The 22,691-nt window shown below is 60.5% G+C and carries 17 protein-coding genes and 1 pseudogene; 17 read left to right on the forward strand and 1 reads right to left on the reverse strand.

The annotated features are described in order from the left end of the window. Nucleotides 1-39 precede the first annotated feature (39 nt). The 5 genes and pseudogenes from AC1RJ3_RS10430 (at nt 40) to AC1RJ3_RS10450 (ending at nt 6,507) form a co-directional block, all read left to right on the forward strand. Nucleotides 40-558: an RNA polymerase sigma factor gene (locus AC1RJ3_RS10430; RefSeq protein ID WP_493078781.1), complete on the forward strand. Its 519-nt coding sequence runs from the start codon at nt 40-42 to the stop codon at nt 556-558. Between the two features lie 118 nt (nt 559-676). Next, nucleotides 677-1,648, forward strand: a complete 972-nt coding sequence (locus AC1RJ3_RS10435) for a FecR family protein (protein ID WP_493078783.1) — start codon at nt 677-679, stop codon at nt 1,646-1,648. Between the two features lie 120 nt (nt 1,649-1,768). After that, complete coding sequence (locus AC1RJ3_RS10440; RefSeq protein ID WP_493078785.1) at nt 1,769-4,333, forward strand: TonB-dependent receptor; 2,565 nt, start codon at nt 1,769-1,771, stop codon at nt 4,331-4,333. A gap of 112 nt (nt 4,334-4,445) precedes the next feature. Then, a complete protein-coding gene (locus tag AC1RJ3_RS10445) occupies nt 4,446-5,054 on the forward strand; it encodes a biliverdin-producing heme oxygenase (protein WP_493078787.1) in 609 nt (202 codons plus the stop codon). A gap of 107 nt (nt 5,055-5,161) precedes the next feature. Next, nucleotides 5,162-6,507, forward strand: a pseudogene (locus AC1RJ3_RS10450) (CoA transferase). A gap of 36 nt (nt 6,508-6,543) precedes the next feature. Here AC1RJ3_RS10450 and AC1RJ3_RS10455 read toward each other — a convergent pair. Then, on the reverse strand, nt 6,544-7,407 hold the full coding sequence (locus tag AC1RJ3_RS10455; protein WP_493078789.1) for a DNA-3-methyladenine glycosylase family protein: 864 nt from the start codon (nt 7,405-7,407) through the stop codon (nt 6,544-6,546). 496 nt (nt 7,408-7,903) lie between these two features. Between AC1RJ3_RS10455 and arcD the strand changes: the two genes are divergently transcribed. The 12 genes from arcD to AC1RJ3_RS10515 all read left to right on the forward strand — a co-directional run bounded on the left by arcD (nt 7,904) and on the right by AC1RJ3_RS10515 (nt 22,637). After that, nucleotides 7,904-9,331 (forward strand): arginine-ornithine antiporter, encoded by a 1,428-nt coding sequence (gene arcD, locus AC1RJ3_RS10460; RefSeq protein WP_493078791.1) that lies wholly within the window; start codon nt 7,904-7,906, stop codon nt 9,329-9,331. 42 nt (nt 9,332-9,373) lie between these two features. Beyond that, nucleotides 9,374-10,630, forward strand: coding sequence for an arginine deiminase (gene arcA, locus AC1RJ3_RS10465; RefSeq protein WP_103315005.1), 1,257 nt, complete (start codon nt 9,374-9,376; stop codon nt 10,628-10,630). 71 nt (nt 10,631-10,701) lie between these two features. Beyond that, nucleotides 10,702-11,712, forward strand: a complete 1,011-nt coding sequence (locus AC1RJ3_RS10470; RefSeq protein ID WP_493078794.1) for an ornithine carbamoyltransferase — start codon at nt 10,702-10,704, stop codon at nt 11,710-11,712. 223 nt (nt 11,713-11,935) lie between these two features. Continuing rightward, nucleotides 11,936-12,865 (forward strand): carbamate kinase, encoded by a 930-nt coding sequence (arcC, locus tag AC1RJ3_RS10475; protein ID WP_493078796.1) that lies wholly within the window; start codon nt 11,936-11,938, stop codon nt 12,863-12,865. 57 nt (nt 12,866-12,922) lie between these two features. After that, entirely contained in the window at nt 12,923-13,279 is a 357-nt protein-coding gene (locus AC1RJ3_RS10480; RefSeq protein WP_054593699.1) for a DUF5064 family protein, read from the forward strand. Between the two features lie 182 nt (nt 13,280-13,461). Beyond that, nucleotides 13,462-14,970, forward strand: a complete 1,509-nt coding sequence (gene gcsR, locus AC1RJ3_RS10485; protein ID WP_347927827.1) for a transcriptional regulator GcsR — start codon at nt 13,462-13,464, stop codon at nt 14,968-14,970. 495 nt (nt 14,971-15,465) lie between these two features. Further along, the gene (gcvH, locus tag AC1RJ3_RS10490; protein WP_493078799.1) at nt 15,466-15,849 is read left to right on the forward strand and encodes a glycine cleavage system protein GcvH; all 384 of its coding nucleotides are present in this window, start codon (nt 15,466-15,468) and stop codon (nt 15,847-15,849) included. A gap of 9 nt (nt 15,850-15,858) precedes the next feature. After that, nucleotides 15,859-18,711, forward strand: coding sequence for an aminomethyl-transferring glycine dehydrogenase (gcvP, locus tag AC1RJ3_RS10495; protein ID WP_493078801.1), 2,853 nt, complete (start codon nt 15,859-15,861; stop codon nt 18,709-18,711). A 184-nt stretch (nt 18,712-18,895) separates the two neighbouring features. Further along, a complete protein-coding gene (locus AC1RJ3_RS10500) occupies nt 18,896-20,272 on the forward strand; it encodes an L-serine ammonia-lyase (RefSeq protein WP_054593703.1) in 1,377 nt (458 codons plus the stop codon). A 41-nt stretch (nt 20,273-20,313) separates the two neighbouring features. Next, complete coding sequence (gcvT, locus tag AC1RJ3_RS10505; RefSeq protein WP_493078803.1) at nt 20,314-21,438, forward strand: glycine cleavage system aminomethyltransferase GcvT; 1,125 nt, start codon at nt 20,314-20,316, stop codon at nt 21,436-21,438. 401 nt (nt 21,439-21,839) lie between these two features. Then, nucleotides 21,840-22,052: a cold-shock protein gene (locus AC1RJ3_RS10510; protein ID WP_019693243.1), complete on the forward strand. Its 213-nt coding sequence runs from the start codon at nt 21,840-21,842 to the stop codon at nt 22,050-22,052. A gap of 96 nt (nt 22,053-22,148) precedes the next feature. After that, nucleotides 22,149-22,637, forward strand: coding sequence for an RDD family protein (locus AC1RJ3_RS10515; protein WP_493078805.1), 489 nt, complete (start codon nt 22,149-22,151; stop codon nt 22,635-22,637). Nucleotides 22,638-22,691: the final 54 nt, after the last annotated feature.

Consider the following 22,691-nt stretch of genomic DNA (forward strand, 5'->3'; position numbering starts at 1 on the left):
TAAGCATTATCATTCGCTTGAAATGGATCAGGTCCTACTGTGAGTCAATCGCGCTTCAACCATGTCTTCCTCGCGCAGCGAGTCTCGCTGCTGCGGACCCTGGAGCGGATGGTCAACAACCACAGCACCGCCGAGGACCTTTTGCAGGAAACCTACCTGCGAGTGGCCCGCGCGTTGAGTGAACGGGCCATCGATCACCTCGAACCTTTCGTGTTTCAAACTGCCCGCAACCTGGCGCTGGACCATTTGCGCGCACGGCGCATTCAGTCCCGAACGATGCTCGAAGACGTTCCGCTGGACGTCGTGCAAAACATCGCCGCGCCGCTCAGCAGTGCCGAGGACGCCGCCCATGCCGAACAGTTGCTCGAACGCTTGAACATCAGCCTCAGCCAACTCAGCCCGCGCCAACAGCAGATCTTCATCCTCAGCCGCCTGCACGGGCACAGCTATCTGGAGATCGCCGAACAGCTCAGCGTGTCCTTGAGCACCGTGCAAAAAGACCTGAAGCTGATCATGGCAATCTGCGTCGGTGTCGCTGATCGCCTCAACGAGCACTGAGTCTGCCAGCCATTATTTTGCACAACGACGTCATGACTCAGGCTTTGCTACCCTTAGCCGTCGTTTGCACTCCCCCTATCAAAAACCAGCCGCGCGCAGACGCAGCCGAGGAACACCCGTGACGGACAGCCCACCTTCCCACCCGCCACTCCCGGCGCGGGACTCAGCCAGCACCAGCGCCATGGACCAGGCGCTGGACTGGCTGATCGTGCTGGACAGTCCGAGCGAGCAACAAAGCCGCGAATTCCACGACTGGCTTGCCGCCGACCCGCGCAACGCCGAAGCATTCGCCAAGGCCCAGGCGATCTGGGACGGGCCGCAGGTCGCGCAAGCCGCGCTGGGTTTGAGCACGACCAAACGCAAGATCTCAAAACTTGAGCGCCTGCGCCCGCACTGGAAACCGCTGGCCATGGCGGCAGTGTTGATCCTCGGGCTGTTCAGCTTCAGCAACCTGCCGATGCGGATTCAGGCGGATCATCTGACTGTGGTCGGCGAGCGTCAGCGCCTGCAACTGGAGGACGGTTCAAAAGTCCTGCTCAACACCAATTCGGCGTTCTCCAGCACCATCAACGACCAGCAGCGCATTGCCCGCCTGTATCAGGGCGAGGCCTATTTCGAGGTGGCGGCCAATCGCGGCCTGCCACTGGAAATCGACGCCGGCCCGGTCACGGCCAGCGTGCGCGACACCACGCTCGCCGTGCGTTACCTGGACGGCATTGCGCAGGTTCGCGTGCAACGCGGCGACGTCGACTTGCGCACCACCCACAGCAACGCCCGCGTGCGCCTGAGCGCGGGCGAAAGCATTCGTATCGGCCCTAATGGCTTCGATCAACCGGCCAGACTCGACCCGGCGACCGATCTGGCCTGGGTCCAGGGCCGACTGGTGTTTGAAAACTGCCCATTGAGCCAAGTGCTGGCCGAGTTGCGCCGCTACTACCCAGGCTGGATCATCAACACCAATGAACAGTTGGCCAACGTCGCGGTGACCGGTAATTACCGTCTCGACCAACCGCTGGACGTGGTGCGCTCGCTGGCCCACATCACCTCGGCCAGGCTCGAGGAATTTCCGGCACTGGTGATCCTGAACTAAATGAGAATTATTTTTACTCGATAGCGTTTCATCGTTCGTCTCGTTATAGCCAATGCAATTGATTCGCATCTCTGATGTGAGTCTGCACCTATAAGATTCGTGCGACACGGAGCGCTATCGATGTCCTCTCGCCTTACCCGCCGGTCCTCTTCACCTTCCTGCGTGCTGCCCCTGCTGACTGCCGCCATTCTGTTGGCCGGCACGGCACAGGTCTCGGCCGCCACCGTCGAACAACCGAGCCGTAACATGGGCGACTACTCGTTCGCGATTGCCCAGCAGCCATTGGTGTCGGCACTCAATGCCTTTACCGCCGTAACCGGTTGGCAGGTCGGCTTGCCGGCCGAACTGGCTGAAGGCGTCGCCTCGCCGGGCGTACACGGCTCGCTGCCCCCGGAAAAAGCCCTCGATCGCCTGTTGGTGGGGACCAACCTGAGCTATCGCAAGCTGGGCAATCACAACATCGTGCTGGAAAAACGCAGTGTCGGCGGCACCCTCGCCCTGCAGCAGATGACCATCAGCGCCACCCGTCAGGAGCAGAGCGTCGACAGCGTACCGAGCACCGTCACCGTGCACACTCGCGAAGAGCTGGACCACGACAACGTCAACACCATCAAGGAACTGGTGCGCTACGAACCGGGTGTTTCGGTCGGCGGCACCGGCACCCGTGGCGGCATCAGCGGCTACAACATTCGCGGTATCGACGGTGACCGGGTCCTGACCCAGGTCGATGGCGTCGAAGTGCCCAACGGTTTCTTCAACGGTCCGTACGCCAAGACCCAGCGCAACTACGTCGACCCGGAAATCATCAAACGCGTGGAAATCCTCCGCGGCCCGGCGTCGGTGCTCTACGGCAGCAACGCCATCGGCGGTGCGGTGAGCTACTTCACCCTCGACCCGGATGACATCATCAAGCCCGGCAAAGACGTCGGCGCCCGCCTGAAAACCGGCTACAACTCTGCTGATGACAGCTGGCTGAAATCCGCCAGCGTCGCCGGGCGCGCCGAGCAGCTCGACGGCTTGCTGCACTTCAGTCAGCGTGATGGTCACGAAACCGAATCCTTCGGCAGCAACAACGGCACGGGGCTCAATCGCACCGCCGCCAACCCGGAAGACGTGCGCACCACCAACGTGCTGGCCAAAGCCGGCTGGAACTACGCCGATGATGCGCGCCTGGGCCTGACCTATGAGAAGTACAAGGACGACCGCGACACCGACCAGCAAAGCGCCGTCGGCGGTCCTTTTGACAAAGGCAAGCCAGTGGGCATGTACCGCTCGCGCACCGGCAACGACACCATCACCCGCGAACGTTTCGGCCTGGAAAACAGCTTCGCCCTCGATGCCTTGCTGGTCGATCACCTCAAGTGGAGCCTGAACTACCAGATTGCCAAGACCGATCAGAGCACCCTGGAAAACTACTTCCCGTTCAGCCGCAACGTGATGCGCAGCCGCGAAACCCTCTACGAAGAAAAGCAGTGGGTATTCGACGCCCAACTCGATAAGGCCTTCAGCCTCGGTGAAACCGACCATTTGCTGACGTACGGCACCACCATCAAGCAAGAGAAAGTCACCGGCTCGCGCAGCGGCAGCGGAACCTGCCTGGCAGTTGGCCGTGGTTGCACAGCGATCGGCGCGATCAGTCCTAGCGATGTGCTAAAGAAGTCCAGCGACTTCCCGGACCCGACCATCAACACCTACAGCCTGTTCGCCCAGGATCAGATCCGCTGGAACAAATGGACCTTCCTGCCGGGCCTGCGCTACGACTACACCCAGCTCAAGCCGCACATCACCCAGGAATTCCTCAACACCGTGGCCGCCGACGGCAAAGGCACGGTCAGCGACGAGAACAAGACCTGGCATCGCGTATCGCCCAAGTTCGGCCTGACCTACGCCCTGACCGACAACTACACCTGGTACGGTCAGTACGCCGAAGGTTTCCGCACCCCGACCGCCAAGGCGCTGTATGGCCGTTTCGAAAACACCACCACCGGCTACCGCGTGGAGCCGAACCCGAATCTGGGGCCGGAAAAAAGCCAGAGCTACGAGACCGGCCTGCGTGGCAACTTCGAGTCCGGTCACTTCGATGTGGCGGTGTTCTATAACAAGTATCGCGACTTCATCAACGAAGACGCCGTCACCCCGGGCTACAACGAGCTGACGTTCCAGAGCAACAACATCAAACGCGCAACCATCAAGGGCGTTGAGCTCAAAGGCCGCCTGAACCTCGACACCTTCGGCGCACCGCAAGGCCTCTACACCCGGGGTTCGGTGGCTTATGCCCATGGTCGCAACAACGACACCGGCGAACCGCTCAACGCGGTCAACCCGCTGACCGGCGTGTTCGGCCTGGGTTACGACCAGGACAACTACGGTGCCTTGCTCAGTTGGACCCTGGTGCAGAAGAAAAACCTCGTCGACAGCAGCAGCTTCAAGTCGCCGGATGGCGTCAGCAGCCAGTTCAAGACGCCGGGCTATGGCGTGGTCGACCTGAGCGGTTTCTACAAAGTGACCGACGACGTCACCGTCAGCGCTGGCGTGTACAACCTGGCCGACAAGAAATACTGGCAGTGGGACAACGTGCGCGGTTACGACAGCGTCGGTGAAGCCGCCGTGATCAGCCCGGCCAACCTTGATCGCCTGACCGAGCCGGGCCGCAACTTCGCGATCAACCTGATCTGGGACATCTGACTGATGGAGCCTTGCTGCGCTTTTGGACGAAAGCGCAGTGAGGATTTTTTACGCTGCCGCGTCGTCTGGTTCGTCCAGTTACAACGCGCCTTTCATTCTCAAGGACCTCTTCATGACCGCTGCCCATACCTCTGAACGCCCGAGCCTGCGCTCGCAACGCCTGAACCAGATCACTAATGAGCCACACAGCAAGCTCGACGCGCTGGTGAAAGCCCATGCACCGTTCGAAACCCAAGCCAACTTCGCCCGCTTCGTGGTTGCCCAGTACCTGTTCCAGTCAGAACTGGTGTCGCTGTACAACGATGCCGAGCTGATCGCCATCGTCCCGGACCTGCCGCAGCGTTGCCGTGCCGACGCCGCCAAGGCTGACCTGGCTGACCTGGAAACCGACGTCCCGGCCCCGGTGGCCGGTGCCGTGAAAAACCCGGGCAAGGCCGAAGCCCTGGGCTGGATCTTCGTCTCCGAAGGGTCGAAACTCGGTGCCGCGTTCCTGATCAAGCGTGCCGTTAGCCTGGGTTTGAGCGAAACCTTTGGTGCCCGTCACCTGGGAGAACCTGCCGGTGGCCGCGCCGAAGGCTGGAAACGCTTCGTCAAAACCCTCGACGGTCTTGAGTTCAGTGCCGAAGAAGAAGCCGCAGTCGAGAATGGCGCCATCGACGCCTTCAACCGCTTCACCGTGCTGCTGGAACAGGCTTACGCCACAACCCCTGAATTGGCCTGATTCAATCTTCCAGGCTCAACTGGCCTTGCTTTCTGTAGGAGCGGGGGGGCGCCTACAGATTGTGATCTTTTGTTCTATTATCGGTGCTCTCTTCCGGAGGGCCTTCGATGACTGATTTCCTGACGTCCATTCAAGCTGCGCTCGGCTTGCCCGCTACTGCGATCACCTTTACCTCCAAAGGCGCCCTGCCCTCGGTGTTTGCCGTGACGGACCTCGCCAGCGCCAGCATCGCGGCTGCCGGCCAGGCCGCCTGCGAATTGCTCCGGCAACAGACCGGTCGGTTACCGGCCCTTGAAGTCGACCGTCGTCTCGCCTCCTTCTGGTTTGCCACATCGATCCGCCCGATCGGCTGGAACGTGCCACCGCTGTGGGACCCCATCGCGGGTGACTACGCGACCCAGGACGGCTGGATTCGCCTGCACACCAATGCCCCCCATCACCGCAGTGCCGCCGAGCAGGTGCTGGGACACTGCTTTGATCGCAGCGCGATGGCCGCCAAGGTCGCTCAATGGAGCAAAAGAGATCTGGAACACGCGATAGTCGAGGCTGGTGGTTGCGCCGCTGAAATGCGCTCATGGCCACAATGGCAGTCCCACCCTCAAGGGTTGGCGGTCAACGCCGAGCCACTGATTGATTTTTCCGCCGGCAACAGCGAACGCTCGAAAGCCTGGCAAGGTTCGGTCGCACAACCGCTGGCGGGCATCAAGGTGCTGGACCTGACCCGCGTCCTCGCCGGGCCCGTTGCCAGCCGCTTCCTTGCGGGACTGGGTGCCGATGTGCTGCGCATTGATCCACCGCAGTGGAACGAACCGGGTGTGATTCCGGAAGTCACCCTGGGTAAACGCTGCGCCCGCCTCGACCTGCACAACAGCGTCGATCGCGGGGTATTCGAAAGCTTGCTCAAGGACGCCGACATCCTGCTCCACGGTTACCGCGCCAATGCCCTCGAACACCTCGGCTACGGCACCGCCGAACGGCAGGAACTCGCCCCCGGCCTGATCGACGTTTGCCTCAATGCGTACGGCTGGAGCGCCCTTGGCAAAACCGTCGTGGTTTCGACAGCCTGGTGCAAATGAGCAGCGGCATCGCCGAGGCCGGGATGGGGTGGAAGCAGGCGGACAAACCGACACCCTTGCCGGTTCAGGCGCTGGACCACGCCACCGGTTACCTGATGGCGGCCAGTGCGATCAAGTTGTTGGCCGAGCAATTAAGTAGCGGACGCAGTGGCTCGGCACGATTGTCTCTGGCGCGCACGGCAAAGTTGCTGGTTGAACAGGGTCCGGGAACGGATGAGGCCTTGCGGCCTGAAGATGACAACGATCAGGGAATGGTGATCGAACAGACACCCTGGGGCCCGGCGCATCGGTTGCATGTACCGCTGAAAATAACCGGCACGCCGTTGCAGTGGGCCATTCCGGCCGGGGAATTGGGGTCACATCGGGCGCGATGGTGAGCCCCCATGATCGTTCCCACCGGAACGTGGGAACGATCAATCGATGCGAACCAACGACGTCCACAGCAGCTGCGCCGCATACGCCCGACACGGTCGCCAAGCCTCGGCACGGGCCAACAACTCGCGCGGCGTCACCGGCCCGCCTTCCAGCGCCGCCAGCGCGTTGATCAATCCCACATCGCCTGACGGAAACGCATCCATCTCGCGCATCTGTCGCAACGCGATGTACTGCGCCGTCCAGTCGCCAATCCCCCACAATGCCAGCAATCGCGCAATACCGTCGCCCCGACCCGGTTCAAACAACAAGGGATCGTCAAGCAACGCCTGCGCCACGCCAGACAGCGTCCGCCCACGGCTTTTCGGCATTCCCAACGTTGCCAGATCCGCTGTCGCCAGCACCGCCGCTTGAGGAAACACATGAGTCAATCCTGACAGCGGCGCAGACAACGGTTCGCCATACTGCGCCACCAACTTACCTGCCAGCTTGATCGCGGCGCCGACCGTGATCTGCTGGCCCAGCACCGCACGAACCGCCAGCTCCAGTCCGTCCCAGGTCCCCGGCACCCGTAAACCAGGACGCTCGTCAATCAACCTTGCCATCAACGGATCAACCGCCAGTTGCTGGTGGATACGCGGCAAGTCCACGTCCAGATCGAACATCCGCCGCAACCGCGTAATGATCTCGGGCACGACTGACGCATCGGGGAAGCACAGCCTCACCTCCAGCGCATTATCAGCCGCTGGCGTAATCGAAAACGTGCCGTGCACACCGTTCAGGCTGATGCTGCGCGAGTACACACCATCGACCACCGACTCCATCCCGGCAATCGCCCGCGCCGACAAAAAGCCGAGCATCGCCGGCCAGTCATAAGGCGGCTGATAGTCAAGCAACAACCTCACAGCATCAGCCCGCCGAGTCGAAGCGTTTGCGCCGGTTGCGACATCCTTACCTCTCATCTCGAGTCGACTGTTTGTCATGTTTTGAAACCATAACAAGTGTTCAATTCATTAAATAGGCAACGTGATATGACGCTAATAAAATAACGGCAAAAAACAATGCTTATTCAGAATGCTCTCATCTATGCAATGAAGGCACTTTGCCGGTTTTGTGGGGCATTCCAGATACATAAATTCTGTACTGAAAACAGATGTGCAAAATTTTCGCATTCTGGAAAAACAACTAGCTTCAAGGCTCGCAGCTATTAGCAGCCATCCCCGGTTAATTTGTAAAAAGCCCTCTGGAACAGGCTTCTTGTGGCACATACGCTCTATTCAGGAAGTGTTCACACATCAGTCATTAACAATGGAATGTGGCCATCAACTGATCCAGATCAGCTGTCCTGTCAGCGAGCGGATTTAGAGTGTGGCTCTCTCTTCTCCGGCAATGGAGTCATGCATGTCTGAATCTTCCGGAAAACTACGACTCGGCGCCTTAGTCGCCCTGGTAGTAGGTTCCATGATTGGGGGCGGGATATTCTCTTTACCGCAAAACATGGCCGCCAGTGCCGATGTCGGCGCAGTGCTGATTGGTTGGGTCATTACCGCCGTGGGCATGTTGACCCTGGCGTTCGTCTTCCAGACCCTCGCCAACCGCAAGCCTGACCTCGATGGCGGTGTCTACGCCTACGCCAAGGCCGGTTTCGGCGACTACATGGGTTTCTCGTCCGCCTGGGGTTACTGGATCAGCGCCTGGCTGGGTAACGTGGGGTACTTCGTACTCCTGTTCAGTACCCTCGGCTACTTCTTCCCGCTATTTGGGGAGGGAAATACGCCTGCGGCGGTGATTGGCGCTTCGCTGCTGCTGTGGGCCGTGCACTTTCTGGTGCTGCGCGGGATCAAGGAAGCGGCGTTCATCAACCTGGTGACCACCGTCGCCAAAGTCGTGCCACTGGTGCTGTTCGTCTTGATCGCGATCTTCGCCTTCAAACTCGACATCTTTACCGCCGACATCTGGGGCCTGAAAAACCCGGACCTGGGCAGCGTAATGAACCAGGTGCGCAACATGATGCTGGTCACCGTCTGGGTGTTCATCGGCATCGAAGGCGCGAGCATCTTTTCGGCCCGGGCGGAAAAACGTTCGGACGTCGGTAAAGCCACCGTCATTGGCTTCATCACCGTGCTGTTGTTCCTGATGCTGGTGAACGTGCTGTCACTGGGCATCATGACTCAGCCGGCGTTGGCCAAACTGCAAAACCCGTCGATGGCCGCCGTACTTGAACACGTTGTCGGTCACTGGGGCGCGGTACTGATCAGTGTCGGCCTGGTCATCTCGTTGCTGGGTGCATTGCTGTCGTGGGTGCTGCTGTGTGCGGAGATCATGTTCGCCGCCGCCAAAGACCACACCATGCCGGAGTTCCTGCGTAAGGAAAACTTCAAACAGGTACCGGTCAATGCCTTGTGGCTGACCAACGCGATGGTGCAGATTTTCCTGGTCATCACCCTGTTCTCGGCCAGTACTTACCTGTCGCTGATCTACCTCGCCACCTCGATGATTCTGGTGCCTTACCTGTGGTCGGCGGCCTATGCCCTGCTGCTGGCGGTGCGCGGCGAAAGCTACGAAAACGCCCTGGCCGAACGCAAGAAAGACCTTGTCATCGGTGCCACTGCGCTGATCTATGCGATCTGGCTGCTGTACGCCGGCGGCATCAAATACCTGCTGCTGTCCGCCCTGCTCTATGCCCCCGGCGCAATCCTGTTCGCCAAGGCCAAGCGCGAGTTGGGCAAAGCGGTTTTCACCAACGTCGAGAAGCTGATTTTCACCGCGGTAGTCATTGGCGCCCTGGTGGCGGCCTATGGACTCTACGACGGCTTCCTGACCCTGTAGCACCTGAACCATTCGACTGTTTTGTTATCTGGAGGATCTGAAATGACCACGGAAAAAGTGAAGTACGGCGTACATTCCGAAGCCGGCAAACTGCGCAAAGTCATGGTGTGCTCCCCCGGTCTGGCTCACCAGCGGCTGACCCCGAACAACTGCGACGAACTGCTTTTCGATGATGTGCTGTGGGTGGCCCAGGCCAAGCGTGACCATTTCGACTTCGTCACCAAAATGCGCGAGCGCGATATCGACGTGCTGGAAATGCACAACCTGCTGACCGACATCGTCGCCAACCCAGAAGCGCTGGACTGGATTCTGCAACGCAAGATCACCGCCAACTCGGTGGGTGTCGGCCTGGTCCACGAAGTCGACGCCTGGTTGCGCAGCCTTGAGCCGCGCAAGATCGCCGAATTCCTGATTGGCGGCGTGTCGGCCGATGACCTGCCCAACAGCTTCGGTGGCAAGACCATCGAAATGTTCCGCGACTTCCTCGGCCACTCCAGCTTCATTCTGCCGCCGCTGCCGAACACCCAATTCACCCGCGACACCACCTGCTGGATCTATGGCGGCGTCACGCTGAACCCGATGCACTGGCCGGCGCGCCGTCAGGAAACCCTGCTGGCCAGCGCCATCTACAAATTCCATCCGGAGTTCACCAACGCCGACTTCCAGGTCTGGTACGGCGACCCGGATCAGGAGCACGGCAACGCCACGCTGGAAGGCGGCGATGTGATGCCCATCGGTAACGGCGTGGTGTTGATCGGCATGGGCGAACGCACGTCCCGTCAGGCCATCGGTCAACTGGCGCTGAACCTGTTCAAGCACAAAGCGGTCGAGCGGGTAATCGTTGCCGGCCTGCCGAAATCCCGCGCGGCGATGCACCTGGACACGGTGTTCAGCTTCTGCGACCGCGACCTGGTGACGATCTTCCCGGAAGTGGTCAGCCAGATTGTGGCCTTCACCCTGCGCCCTGACGAAAGCAAACCGGGCGGTATCGATATCCGCCGCGAAGAAACCAGCTTCCTCGACACCGTGGCCGCCGCGCTCAACCTCAAGGCCCTGCGCGTCGTCGAAACCGGCGGCAACAGCTTCGCCGCCGAACGCGAACAGTGGGACGACGGCAACAACGTGGTGGCCTTGGAACCTGGCGTGGTAATCGGCTACGACCGCAATACCTACACCAACACCTTGCTGCGCAAGGCCGGGGTCGAGGTCATCACCATCAGCGCCAGCGAACTCGGCCGTGGCCGTGGCGGCGGCCACTGCATGACCTGCCCGATCATCCGCGACCCGATCGACTATTAACCTTCAAACCAGGGCCAGCGCTTATAAAGCGCCGGCCTTGGGGATAACCGAAATCCAAGGAGATCCACATCATGGCTTTCAACATGCGTAATCGCAGCCTGCTCTCGCTGATGCACCACACCAATCGCGAGTTGCACTACCTGCTGGACCTGTCCCGCGATCTGAAACGTGCCAAGTACACCGGCACCGAACAGCCGCACCTCAAAGGTAAGAATATCGCGCTGATCTTTGAAAAAACCTCGACCCGCACCCGTTGCGCCTTCGAAGTCGCGGCCCATGACCAAGGAGCTCACGTCACCTACATCGACCCGGTGTCGTCGCAGATCGGCCACAAGGAAAGCATGAAAGACACCGCCCGCGTTCTCGGACGGATGTTCGATGCCATCGAGTACCGCGGCTTCGAACAGGAAATCGTCGAAGAGCTGGCCACGTTCGCTGGCGTGCCGGTGTTCAACGGCCTGACCGCCGAGTTCCATCCAACGCAAATGATCGCCGACACCCTGACCATGCGCGAGCACAGCGACAAGCCGCTGCATGACATCAGCTACGCCTACCTTGGTGATGCGCGCTACAACATGGGCAATTCGCTGCTGATGATCGGCGCCAAACTCGGCATGGACGTACGCATCGGCGCACCGAAAGCGCTGTGGCCCCATCAGGACTTCATCGATCAGTGCAAAGCCTTCGCAGAAGAAAGCGGCGCACGCATTACCATCACCGAAGACCCTGCCGAGGCGGTCAAGGGCGTGGACTTCATTCATACCGACATCTGGGTGTCGATGGGTGAGCCGGTCGAAGCGTGGGACGAGCGCATCGAACAACTGCTGCCGTACCAGGTCAACGCTAAAATGATGAAAGCCTCGGGCAATCCCCGGGTGAAATTCATGCATTGCCTGCCGGCGTTCCACAACAGCGAAACCAAGGTCGGCAAGGACATTGCGGCGCGCTATCCGCACCTGGCCAACGGCGTTGAGGTGACTGAAGACGTATTCGAATCGCCCGCCAACATCGCCTTCGAGCAAGCGGAAAACCGCATGCACACCATCAAGGCGATCCTGGTCTCGGCGCTGGCGGATATCTAACAGGCTGACGCTTCCTTCTTGTGGAAGCAGTTTTTGTGGCGAGGGAGCTTGCTCCCGCCGGCCGGTCCGCGCTCGGGCGCAGCAGTCGTAAAGGCTTCAATCGTGTCGCACCAGTTGCGCCGTATTCTGCCTGATTGCGACCACTGCGCGCTCAAGCGCGAGCAAGCTCGCTCGCCACAAAAGCAGCTCCTACGGGATCACCGAATTTCAGAAGGATTGCATTATGCGTATCGTCATTGCACTGGGCGGTAACGCCCTGCTCCGCCGTGGTGAGCCCATGACCGCGGACAATCAACGCGGCAATATCCGCGTCGCCACGGAACAGATCGCCAAGATCCATCCCGGCAATCAACTGGTGATCGCCCACGGCAATGGCCCGCAAATCGGTCTGCTGTCGTTGCAAGCGGCCGCCTACACCTCTGTCAGCCCTTATCCGCTGGACGTGCTGGGGGCTGAAACCGATGGGATGATCGGCTACATCATCGAACAGGAACTGGGCAATCTGCTGGACTTCGAAGTGCCCTTCGCGACCCTGCTGACCCAAGTCGAAGTCGACCCCAATGACCCGGCGTTCCAACACCCGAGCAAGCCCATCGGCCCAGTCTATTCCAAGGCCGAAGCAGAAAAACTCGCCGCCGAAAAAGGCTGGGCCATCGCCCCGGACGGCGACAAATTCCGCCGCGTGGTGGCCAGCCCGAAACCCAAGCGCATCTTCGAAATCCGCCCGGTCAAGTGGCTGCTGGAAAAAGGCAGCATCGTGATCTGCGCAGGCGGTGGCGGCATTCCGACGATGTACGACGAGCACCGCAAGCTCAAGGGCGTGGAAGCGGTGATCGATAAAGACCTGTGCTCGGCGCTGCTGGCCGAACAACTGGAAAGTGACTTGCTGGTGATCGCCACCGACGTCAACGCCGCGTTTATCGACTTTGGCAAGCCGACCCAGAAAGCCATCGCCCGGGCCCACCCGGACGACATCGAAAAACTCGATTTTGCCGCCGGCTCCATGGGGCCGAAGGTCCAGGCTGCCTGCGAGTTCGCCCGCAACACTGGCAAAGTCGCGGTGATCGGTTCACTCTCGGACATCGAAGCGATCGTCCAGGGTAGGGCCGGCACCCGAATCAGCACGGCTGAATCTGGTATCACTTACCTGTAAAACCAACCGGGCAGGACTTGAACCTGCCCCGTTTCAACGCCTTTGAAGGAGATGTCCATGGCCATATTTGAGCCCGGTCACTTGCACATCGAGCGCCATGCACTGAACAAGGACGACTTCAGCTACAACCTGTGCATCGACTATGCGATCGCCACCGACCCCAAGGAAGGTATAGGCATGCTTTTCACGGTGCATGGTTCGGTCGAGGGCAAGGACCTGAAGGAAGACTTCTTCCTGGCCAAAGACCAGGCCTTCGACTTTGCTCGACACGCCACGCGCATCGCACAGAAATACGGCATGCCCAAGACTGCCAACATCAGCTCGTTGCACAAGTACTACGACGAAATGTTCGAAGACGTACGCAAGCAGCTCGATGTGAAATCCGGAGATCCGGTGAAGCCCGAACACCTGTAATAACCCATAACCTGTGGGAGCAAAGCTTGCTCGCGATGCAGGCACCGTGGTGTAACTGATACACCGCGTTATCGTTCATCGCGAGCAAGCTTTGCTCCTACAATTTGATTACGAATTTCACCTGACACCCCGCTCCAAGGCATACTTGCCACCCTCCGCACTCCAGAACACTGAACCGTCCCATGCGTATCCACGTCAGCTTCATCGACCGCGTCGGCATCACCCAGGAAGTCCTGGCCTTGCTCGGTGGGCGCAATCTCAATCTGGATGCGGTGGAAATGGTGCCTCCGAACGTTTACATCGATGCGCCGACCCTTAGCCCGCAAGTGCTCGAAGAGCTGAGCGATGCGCTGTTCAATGTGCGCGGCGTGCAAGCGGTGACGGTGGTCGACATTCTTCCCGGACAACGTCGGCACCTGCAACTCGACGCGTTGCTGGCGGCGATGACCGACCCGGTGCTGGCCCTCGATAGCGCGGGCAACGTGTTGCTGGCCAACCCGGCACTGATCGCCTTGTACGGCCGTGAACCGGCCGGGGAAAGCGTCGCCGAGTTGTTCAGCGATCCGGCGCTGCTGGACACGCTGCTGGAAAACGGCTTCCGCCTGCCGTTGCGCGAGATCACCGTCAACGGCCAGACCTTGCTGCTGGACGCTACACCCATCACCGATGCCGGCGCCCTGCTGACCTTGTATCAACCCAATCGCATCGGTGAACAACTCTCGGCGTTACACCACGATCACGCCGAAGGTTTCGATGCGTTGCTCGGCGAATCCCCGGCGATCCGCACCCTCAAGGCCCGTGCGCAACGGGTGGCGGCGCTCGATGCTCCGCTGCTGATCCAGGGCGAAACCGGCACCGGCAAAGAACTGGTGGCCCGTGCCTGCCATGCCATCAGCGCCCGACACAGCGCGCCGTTTCTGGCGTTGAACTGCGCAGCACTCCCGGAGAACCTCGCCGAAAGCGAGCTGTTCGGCTACGCCCCCGGCGCCTTCACCGGCGCTCAGCGTGGCGGCAAGCCAGGCCTGATGGAACTGGCCAACCAAGGCACGGTGTTCCTCGACGAGATCGGCGAAATGTCGCCGTACTTGCAGGCCAAACTGTTGCGTTTCCTCAACGATGGCAGCTTCCGTCGGGTCGGTGGCGATCGCGAGGTCAAGGTCAATGTGCGAATCCTCAGCGCCACCCACCGCAACCTGGAAAAAATGGTCAGCGAAGGCGCGTTCCGTGAAGACCTGTTCTACCGCCTCAATGTGCTCAACGTCGAAGTCCCGCCGCTGCGTGAGCGCGGTCAGGACATCCTGCTGCTGGCGCGCTATTTCATGCAGCAGGCCTGCGCACAGATCCAGCGCCCGGTCTGTCGTCTGGCGCCCGGCACGTACCCGGCCCTGCTCGGCAACCGCTGGCCGGGCAATGTGCGGCAATTGCAGAACGTGATCTTCCGCGCCGCGGCCATTTGTGAAAGCAGCCTGGTGGACATCGGCGACCTGGACATCGCCGGCACCTCGGTGGCCCGCGAAAGCGACGTGGATGTCGACAGCCTTGAGCAGGCCGTGGAAGCGTTCGAGAAAACCCTGCTGGAAAAGCTCTACGTCAACTACCCCTCGACCCGCCAACTGGCCAGCCGCCTGCAAACCTCCCACACCGCCATCGCCCATCGATTGCGCAAGTACGGGATTCCCGGCAAGCCCTGACCCCCGATAACCGCCCCGTGGCGAGGGAGCTTGCTCCCGCCGGCCGGTCCGCGCTCGGGCGAAGCAGTCGTAAACCAGCAAACGCGAAGTATCTGCGGCAACTCAATTGCAAGTTTTAGGGCCGCTTCGCGCCCCGGCGGGAGCAAGCTCCCTCGCCACAATCGACCGCAAGGCACCCATTCTTCACGCCAAAAGCGACCTCCACCTGTACTGAATGCGCTACAGCGGAACGATTTCGCTACACACTCGATTAAACTGCGCTACGCAAGGCTTTGATCCCCATAGGCTTTTTTACACGCCTCAATCTGTAGCGATTTCGCTACAGTCGTGTTTTTCACCTCGCCCGCAATAATCATCAACCTATTGATTTATAACGAATAAAAAACGTTGGCCGCGTTCTTGCTACGTTCTTGTCAAGTCACTGAACATTCAGCTCTGCCCTGCACGAGCATTCAATCGCGTCCACCAGACGAATCTGGCCCCCTAGGAGTTTCCATGAGCGAGTTGCGTTTTACTGAAGATCACGAATGGCTGCGCACCGAAGCTGACGGCAGCGTTACGGTCGGCATCACCGCCTTCGCACAGAACGCCTTGGGCGACGTGGTTTTCGTACAACTGCCTGAGCTGCAGTCCTACGAACAAGGCGCTGAAGCGGCCACCGTGGAATCGGTAAAAGCCGCCAGCGGCGTGTACATGCCACTGGACGGTGAAGTGCTGGAAGTGAACCCGGCGCTGGACAGCAGCCCTGAACTGGTCAACGAAGATCCGCTGGGCGAAGGCTGGTTCTTCCGCTTCAAGCCTACCGACGCCTCGGCTGTCGCCAAACTGCTGGATCAAGACGCTTACGACCGTCTGATCAAAGCCAACGCCGAAGCCTGAGGAGCCGCCATGACTCAAGTAAATCTAAGCACCGCCAACGAATTCATCGCGCGCCACATCGGCCCGCGCGCAGGCGATGAGCAAGCCATGCTCAACAGCCTCGGTTTTGACTCGATGGAAGCCCTGAGCGCCAGCGTCATCCCCGACAGCATCAAAGGCACCAGCGTTCTCGGACTGGAAGACGGCTTGAGCGAAGCCGAGGCCCTGGCCTCGATCAAAGCCATCGCCGCCAAGAACCAACTGTTCAAGACCTACATCGGCCAGGGCTACTACAACTGCCATACGCCGTCGCCGATCCTGCGCAACCTGCTGGAAAACCCGGCCTGGTACACCGCGTACACCCCGTACCAGCCAGAGATTTCCCAGGGCCGCCTGGAAGCGCTGCTGAACTTCCAGACCCTGATCAGCGACCTGACCGGCCTGCCGATCGCCAACGCCTCCCTGCTCGACGAAGCCACTGCCGCTGCCGAAGCCATGACCTTCTGCAAACGCCTGAGCAAGAACAAGGGCAGCCACGCCTTCTTCGCCTCGATCCACAGCCACCCGCAAACCCTCGACGTGCTGCGCACCCGTGCCGAGCCGTTGGGCATTGACGTGGTGGTCGGCGACGAACGTGAACTGACGGATGTCAGCGCGTTCTTCGGCGCGCTGCTGCAATACCCGGCGAGCAACGGCGACCTGTTCGACTACCGTGAACTGACCGAGCGGTTCCACGCTGCCAATGCGCTGGTCGCAGTCGCTGCTGACCTGCTGGCCCTGACCGTGCTGACCCCGCCGGGCGAGTTCGGCGCCGACGTGGCCATCGGCAGTGCGCAACGCTTCGGCGTGCCGCTGGGCTTCGGTGGCCCGCACGCGGCTTACTTCTCCACCAAGGATGCGTTCAAGCGCGACATGCCGGGCCGTCTGGTCGGTGTCTCGGTGGACCGTTTCGGCAAGCCGGCCCTGCGCCTGGCCATGCAGACCCGCGAGCAACATATCCGCCGCGAGAAAGCCACCAGCAACATCTGCACCGCCCAAGTGCTATTGGCCAACATCGCCAGCATGTACGCCGTGTATCACGGCCCTAAAGGCTTGAAGCAGATCGCCAACCGCATTCATCACCTGACCGCGATCCTCGCCAAAGGCTTGAGCGCACTGGGTCTGAACGTTGAGCAAGCAAACTTCTTCGACACCCTGACCCTGGCCACTGGCGCCAACACCGCGGCCCTGCACGACAAGGCCCGCGCCCAGCGCGTCAACCTGCGTGTCATCGATGGCGAGCGCCTGGGTCTGTCCCTCGACGAAACCACCACCCAGGCCGACATCGAAACCCTGTGGAGCGTGCTGGCTGACGGCAAAGCCCTGCCGGACTTCGCCGCGCTGGCCGCCTCGGTGCAAAGCCGCATCCCGGCTGAACTGGTGCGTCAATCGCCGATCCTCAGCCACCCGGTGTTCAACCGTTATCACTCGGAAACCGAGCTGATGCGCTACCTGCGCAAGCTCGCCGACAAGGACCTGGCGCTGGATCGCACCATGATCCCGCTGGGTTCGTGCACCATGAAACTCAACGCCGCCAGCGAAATGATCCCGGTGACCTGGGCCGAATTCGGCGCCCTGCACCCGTTCGCTCCGCCTGCGCAAAGCGCCGGTTACCAGCAACTGACCGATGAACTGGAAGCGATGCTCTGCGCCGCCACCGGTTACGACGCGATCTCGCTGCAACCGAACGCCGGTTCCCAAGGTGAATACGCCGGCTTGCTGGCAATCCGTGCCTACCACCAGAGCCGTGGCGAAGAGCGCCGCGACATCTGCCTGATCCCGTCGTCGGCCCACGGCACCAACCCGGCCACTGCCAACATGGCCGGCATGCGCGTGGTCGTCACCGCGTGCGATGCGCGCGGCAACGTCGACATCGAAGACCTGCGCGCCAAAGCGATCGAGCACCGCGAGCACCTCGCCGCGCTGATGATCACTTACCCGTCGACCCACGGCGTGTTCGAAGAAGGCATCCGCGAAATCTGCGGGATCATTCATGACAATGGCGGCCAGGTGTACATCGACGGCGCCAACATGAACGCCATGGTCGGCCTCTGCGCACCGGGCAAGTTCGGTGGCGACGTCTCGCACCTGAACCTGCACAAAACCTTCTGCATCCCGCACGGCGGTGGCGGCCCGGGTGTTGGCCCGATTGGCGTGAAATCGCACCTGACGCCGTTCCTGCCGGGTCACGCGGCCATGGAGCGCAAGGAAGGCGCGGTCTGCGCGGCACCGTTCGGCAGTGCGAGCATTCTGCCGATCACCTGGATGTACATCCGCATGATGGGCGGCGCTGGCCTCAAGCGGGCTTCGCAATTGGCGATCCTCAACGCCAACTACATTTCCCGTCGCCTCGAAGAACACTACCCAGTGCTCTACACCGGCAGCAACGGTCTGGTCGCCCACGAATGCATCCTCGACCTGCGCCCGTTGAAAGACAGCAGCGGCATCAGCGTCGATGACGTCGCCAAGCGCCTGATCGACTTCGGCTTCCACGCCCCGACCATGTCGTTCCCGGTGGCCGGCACGCTGATGATCGAGCCGACCGAAAGCGAATCCAAAGAAGAACTGGACCGCTTCTGCGACGCGATGATCCGCATCCGCGAAGAAATCCGCGCAGTGGAAAACGGCACTCTGGACAAGGACGACAACCCACTGAAAAACGCCCCGCACACGGCTGCGGAAATCGTTGGCGAGTGGACGCACCCGTACAGCCGTGAGCAAGCGGTGTATCCAGTGGCTTCGTTGATCGAAGGCAAATACTGGCCACCGGTCGGTCGGGTCGACAACGTGTTCGGCGACCGCAACCTGATTTGCGCTTGCCCGTCGATCGAAAGCTACGCTTGATCTATGCAGGGGGGCGGATTCACCCGCCCCCCTCCGTAGGGACACGCCTCCCCCTGTAGGAGCAAGGCTTGCCCGCGATAGCCGTTACAGGGTCCACCTGATTGACCTCATCATCGTTCATCGCGGGCAAGCCTTGCTCCTACAGGTTCGCGCTGCGCCTATAACAAGAAACCGGAGAACAACCATGTCGTTAAGCGTGTTCGACCTGTTCAAGATTGGCATCGGCCCCTCCAGCTCCCACACCGTTGGCCCGATGCGCGCCGCTGCGCGCTTCGTCGAAGGCCTGCGTCGTGAAAACCTGTTGGCAGCCACCACCTGCGTCAAAGTCGAGCTCTACGGCTCGCTCGGCGCCACTGGCAAAGGCCACGGCAGCGACAAGGCCGTGTTGCTGGGTCTGGAAGGTGAACACCCGGACACCGTGAACACCGAGAATATCGCCGCTCGCCTGAATGAGATTCGCAGCAGCGGTCGCTTGAACCTGCTCGGTGAGCACGTCATTGAATTCAACGAAAAACTCCACCTGGCGATGATTCGCAAGCCATTGGCCTATCACCCCAACGGCATGATCTTTCGCGCCTTCGATGCGGCCGGCATCCAGATCCGCAGCCGCGAGTATTACTCGGTCGGTGGCGGTTTTGTGGTCGACGAAGACGCTGCCGGCGCCGACCGCATCGTCGAGGATACGACGCCGCTGACCTTCCCGTTCAAAAGCGCCAAGGACCTGCTCGGCCATTGCGCCACTTACGGGTTGTCCATCAGTCAGGTGATGCTGACCAACGAAAGCGCCTGGCGCCCGGAAGCGGAAACCCGCGCCGGCCTGCTGAAAATCTGGCAAGTGATGCAGGACTGCGTGGCCGCGGGTTGCCGTAACGAAGGGATTCTGCCCGGGGGCTTGAAAGTCAAACGCCGCGCCGCCGCCCTTCATCGACAACTGTGCAAGAACCCGGAATCGTCGCTGCGCGATCCGTTGTCGGTGCTCGACTGGGTCAACCTGTATGCGCTGGCGGTCAACGAAGAAAACGCCAACGGCGGGCGCGTGGTCACGGCGCCCACCAACGGTGCAGCCGGGATCGTCCCCGCGGTATTGCATTACTACATGCGCTTCATCCCCGGCGCCAACGAAGACGGTGTGGTGCGATTCCTGCTCACCGCCGCCGCCATCGGCATTCTGTACAAGGAAAACGCTTCGATCTCCGGCGCCGAAGTCGGTTGCCAGGGCGAAGTCGGCGTGGCCTGCTCAATGGCTGCCGGCGCGCTCTGCGAAGTGCTCGGCGGCACGGTGCAGCAAGTGGAAAACGCCGCCGAAATCGGCATGGAACACAACCTCGGCCTGACCTGCGACCCGATTGGCGGACTGGTGCAAGTGCCGTGCATCGAGCGCAACGCCATGGGCTCGGTCAAAGCCATCAATGCGGTGCGCATGGCCCTGCGCGGCGACGGTCAACACTTCGTCTCCCTCGACAAGGTCATCCGCACCATGCGCCAGACCGGCGCCGACATGAAAAGCAAATACAAGGAAACCGCCCGTGGCGGTTTGGCGGTCAACATTATCGAGTGCTGATGCGAACGCATCTGCATCAGTGCAATTTTCAGGAGCTGCATATGTCCACCGAACAACTGTTGAAAACCCCTCTGCACGCGCTGCACATCGAACTCGGTGCGCGCATGGTGCCTTTCGCCGGCTACGACATGCCGGTGCAATACCCGCTGGGCGTGATGAAAGAACACCAGCACACCCGTGATCAGGCCGGGTTGTTCGATGTCTCGCACATGGGCCAGATCCGCCTGACCGGCGCCAACGCCGCCAAGGCCCTGGAAACCCTGGTGCCGGTGGACATCATCGACCTGCCGGTGGGCATGCAGCGCTATGCGATGTTCACCAACCAGAACGGTGGCATCCTCGACGACCTGATGGTCGCCAACCTCGGGAACGACGAGTTGTTCCTGGTGGTCAACGCCGCCTGCAAGGACCAGGACCTGGCACACCTGCGCCAACACATCGGCGATCAATGCAGCATCGAGCCGTTGTTCGAAGAACGCGCCCTGCTCGCCCTGCAAGGCCCGGCTGCAGCGACCGTGCTCGCGCGCCTGGCCCCTGAAGTGGCGAAGATGACGTTCATGCAGTTCACCCGCGTGACCTTGCTCGGCGTCAACTGCTTTGTCAGCCGTTCGGGCTACACCGGTGAAGACGGTTTCGAAATCTCCGTGCCTGCCGCCGATGCCGAAGCCCTCGCTCGGGCCTTGCTGGCCGAACCGGAAGTCGCGGCCATCGGCCTCGGCGCCCGTGACTCGCTGCGCCTGGAAGCCGGCCTGTGCCTCTATGGCCACGACATGAACACCGACACCACACCGATCGAAGCCAGCCTGCTGTGGGCCATCTCCAAGCCACGGCGTGCCGACGGGGCGCGTGCCGGTGGTTTCCCGGGCGCCGAGACCGTATTCGCCCAGCAACAAAACGGTGTCAGCCGTAAACGCGTCGGCCTGCTACCTCAGGAACGCACCCCGGTGCGCGAAGGTGCGGAAATCGTCAACGAAGCGGGCGAAATCATCGGCAGCGTCTGCAGCGGCGGCTTCGGGCCGACCTTGGGTGGTCCTTTGGCCATGGGTTACCTCGACAGTGCTTACATCGCACTCGATACCCAGGTTTGGGCGATTGTACGTGGGAAAAAGGTGCCTTTGCTTGTAAGCAAAATGCCATTTGTTCCACAACGCTACTATCGTGGTTGATTGACTGTTCCTATAAGTAACGCGGTTGCGTAACAGTGCACTAATCTGTAACGCAACCGCCATAAAACAGTGCATACCTGGATCAGGCACTTCGATTGTGAACTTGACTTATATCAATCGAAAACAATTGAACAACACTATCGAATAAGCCGCACTATCCATCCTGTGAAACAGTCATCAAGCCAAGCAATACGCGGCTTCCACGGGGCTTGTTTTTTCTCCCGTAGTTGGCGTAGAGTTTGTTCACTGTGTTTGCATGGGTCGCTTGGAATCGTGACCTGGGCAGTAGCCTACAAGTTAGCTACATCCCGTTCGACGCCTCTTACTCTCCTGCAACCAGCTCCAGTACTCTTTCATGAGAAAGAGGCTGTCATCAATTTTTGCGTCAAAGGAAATAAGAAATGTCCCAACGTCAGAGCGGCACCGTCAAGTGGTTTAACGACGAGAAAGGTTTTGGTTTTATCACTCCAGAAAGCGGTCCGGATCTGTTCGTGCATTTCCGCGCCATTCAAGGTAGCGGCTTCAAGAGCCTGAAAGAAGGCCAGAAAGTCACTTTCATCGCTGTGCAGGGCCAGAAAGGCATGCAAGCTGACGAAGTACAAGCAGAAGGCTGATCTTCTGTAACGAAAAAGCCCCTGATGCTGACATCAGGGGCTTTTTTGTGCGCGCAATTCCGTAAAATGGCTTCTTTTTCAGCCGAGAGCCACCCCATGTCGAAACACCTGCTAAGCCCTCAGGGTGAATTCCCCACCGCCGGCCTGGGCCGTCGCCTGGCAGCGATGTTCTACGACTTCTTGCTGTGCACTGCCCTGCTGATCGTTACGGGCGGTATCTACAAGATGGTGCAGATGGCAATCATCGGCGAAGAGCAGATGCGCGCCCTGACCGAGGCCGGCGCGCTGGATGGCGATCCGCTGTTCTCGACCATCCTGCTGTTCGTGCTGTTTGGCTTCTTTGCCAAATTCTGGACCTGGTCCGGCCAGACCCTCGGCATGCAGGTCTGGTGCATCCGTGTGCAGAACGCCGATGGCTCGGCGATCAGCCTGTGGCAGGCGCTGTTGCGCTTTGTGGTGTCGATCGCATCCTTGCTGTGCGCAGGCCTGGGGTTCTTCTGGGTACTCTTCGACAAACAGCAGCGCAGCTGGCACGACATGTACTCCAACAGCCAGTTGGTGCGGATCCCGAAGAAGCAAAAATAACCCGCCGAAACGCCAAACCCTGTGGCGAGGGAGCTTGCTCCCGCTGGGGCGCGA

Source organism: Pseudomonas sp. GW822-FHT04C11, from assembly GCF_058800905.1.

What these genes read in the sequence shown, in the direction of transcription:
- AC1RJ3_RS10440 (WP_493078785.1), top strand. Translation starts at nt 1,769, where the DNA reads ATGTCCTCTCGCCTTACCCGCCGGTCCTCTTCACCTTCCTGCGTGCTG.
- AC1RJ3_RS10445 (WP_493078787.1), top strand. Translation starts at nt 4,446, where the DNA reads ATGACCGCTGCCCATACCTCTGAACGCCCGAGCCTGCGCTCGCAACGC.
- arcD (WP_493078791.1), top strand. Translation starts at nt 7,904, where the DNA reads ATGTCTGAATCTTCCGGAAAACTACGACTCGGCGCCTTAGTCGCCCTG.
- arcA (WP_103315005.1), top strand. Translation starts at nt 9,374, where the DNA reads ATGACCACGGAAAAAGTGAAGTACGGCGTACATTCCGAAGCCGGCAAA.
- AC1RJ3_RS10470 (WP_493078794.1), top strand. Translation starts at nt 10,702, where the DNA reads ATGGCTTTCAACATGCGTAATCGCAGCCTGCTCTCGCTGATGCACCAC.
- arcC (WP_493078796.1), top strand. Translation starts at nt 11,936, where the DNA reads ATGCGTATCGTCATTGCACTGGGCGGTAACGCCCTGCTCCGCCGTGGT.
- AC1RJ3_RS10480 (WP_054593699.1), top strand. Translation starts at nt 12,923, where the DNA reads ATGGCCATATTTGAGCCCGGTCACTTGCACATCGAGCGCCATGCACTG.
- gcsR (WP_347927827.1), top strand. Translation starts at nt 13,462, where the DNA reads ATGCGTATCCACGTCAGCTTCATCGACCGCGTCGGCATCACCCAGGAA.
- gcvH (WP_493078799.1), top strand. Translation starts at nt 15,466, where the DNA reads ATGAGCGAGTTGCGTTTTACTGAAGATCACGAATGGCTGCGCACCGAA.
- gcvP (WP_493078801.1), top strand. Translation starts at nt 15,859, where the DNA reads ATGACTCAAGTAAATCTAAGCACCGCCAACGAATTCATCGCGCGCCAC.
- AC1RJ3_RS10500 (WP_054593703.1), top strand. Translation starts at nt 18,896, where the DNA reads ATGTCGTTAAGCGTGTTCGACCTGTTCAAGATTGGCATCGGCCCCTCC.
- gcvT (WP_493078803.1), top strand. Translation starts at nt 20,314, where the DNA reads ATGTCCACCGAACAACTGTTGAAAACCCCTCTGCACGCGCTGCACATC.
- AC1RJ3_RS10510 (WP_019693243.1), top strand. Translation starts at nt 21,840, where the DNA reads ATGTCCCAACGTCAGAGCGGCACCGTCAAGTGGTTTAACGACGAGAAA.
- AC1RJ3_RS10515 (WP_493078805.1), top strand. Translation starts at nt 22,149, where the DNA reads ATGTCGAAACACCTGCTAAGCCCTCAGGGTGAATTCCCCACCGCCGGC.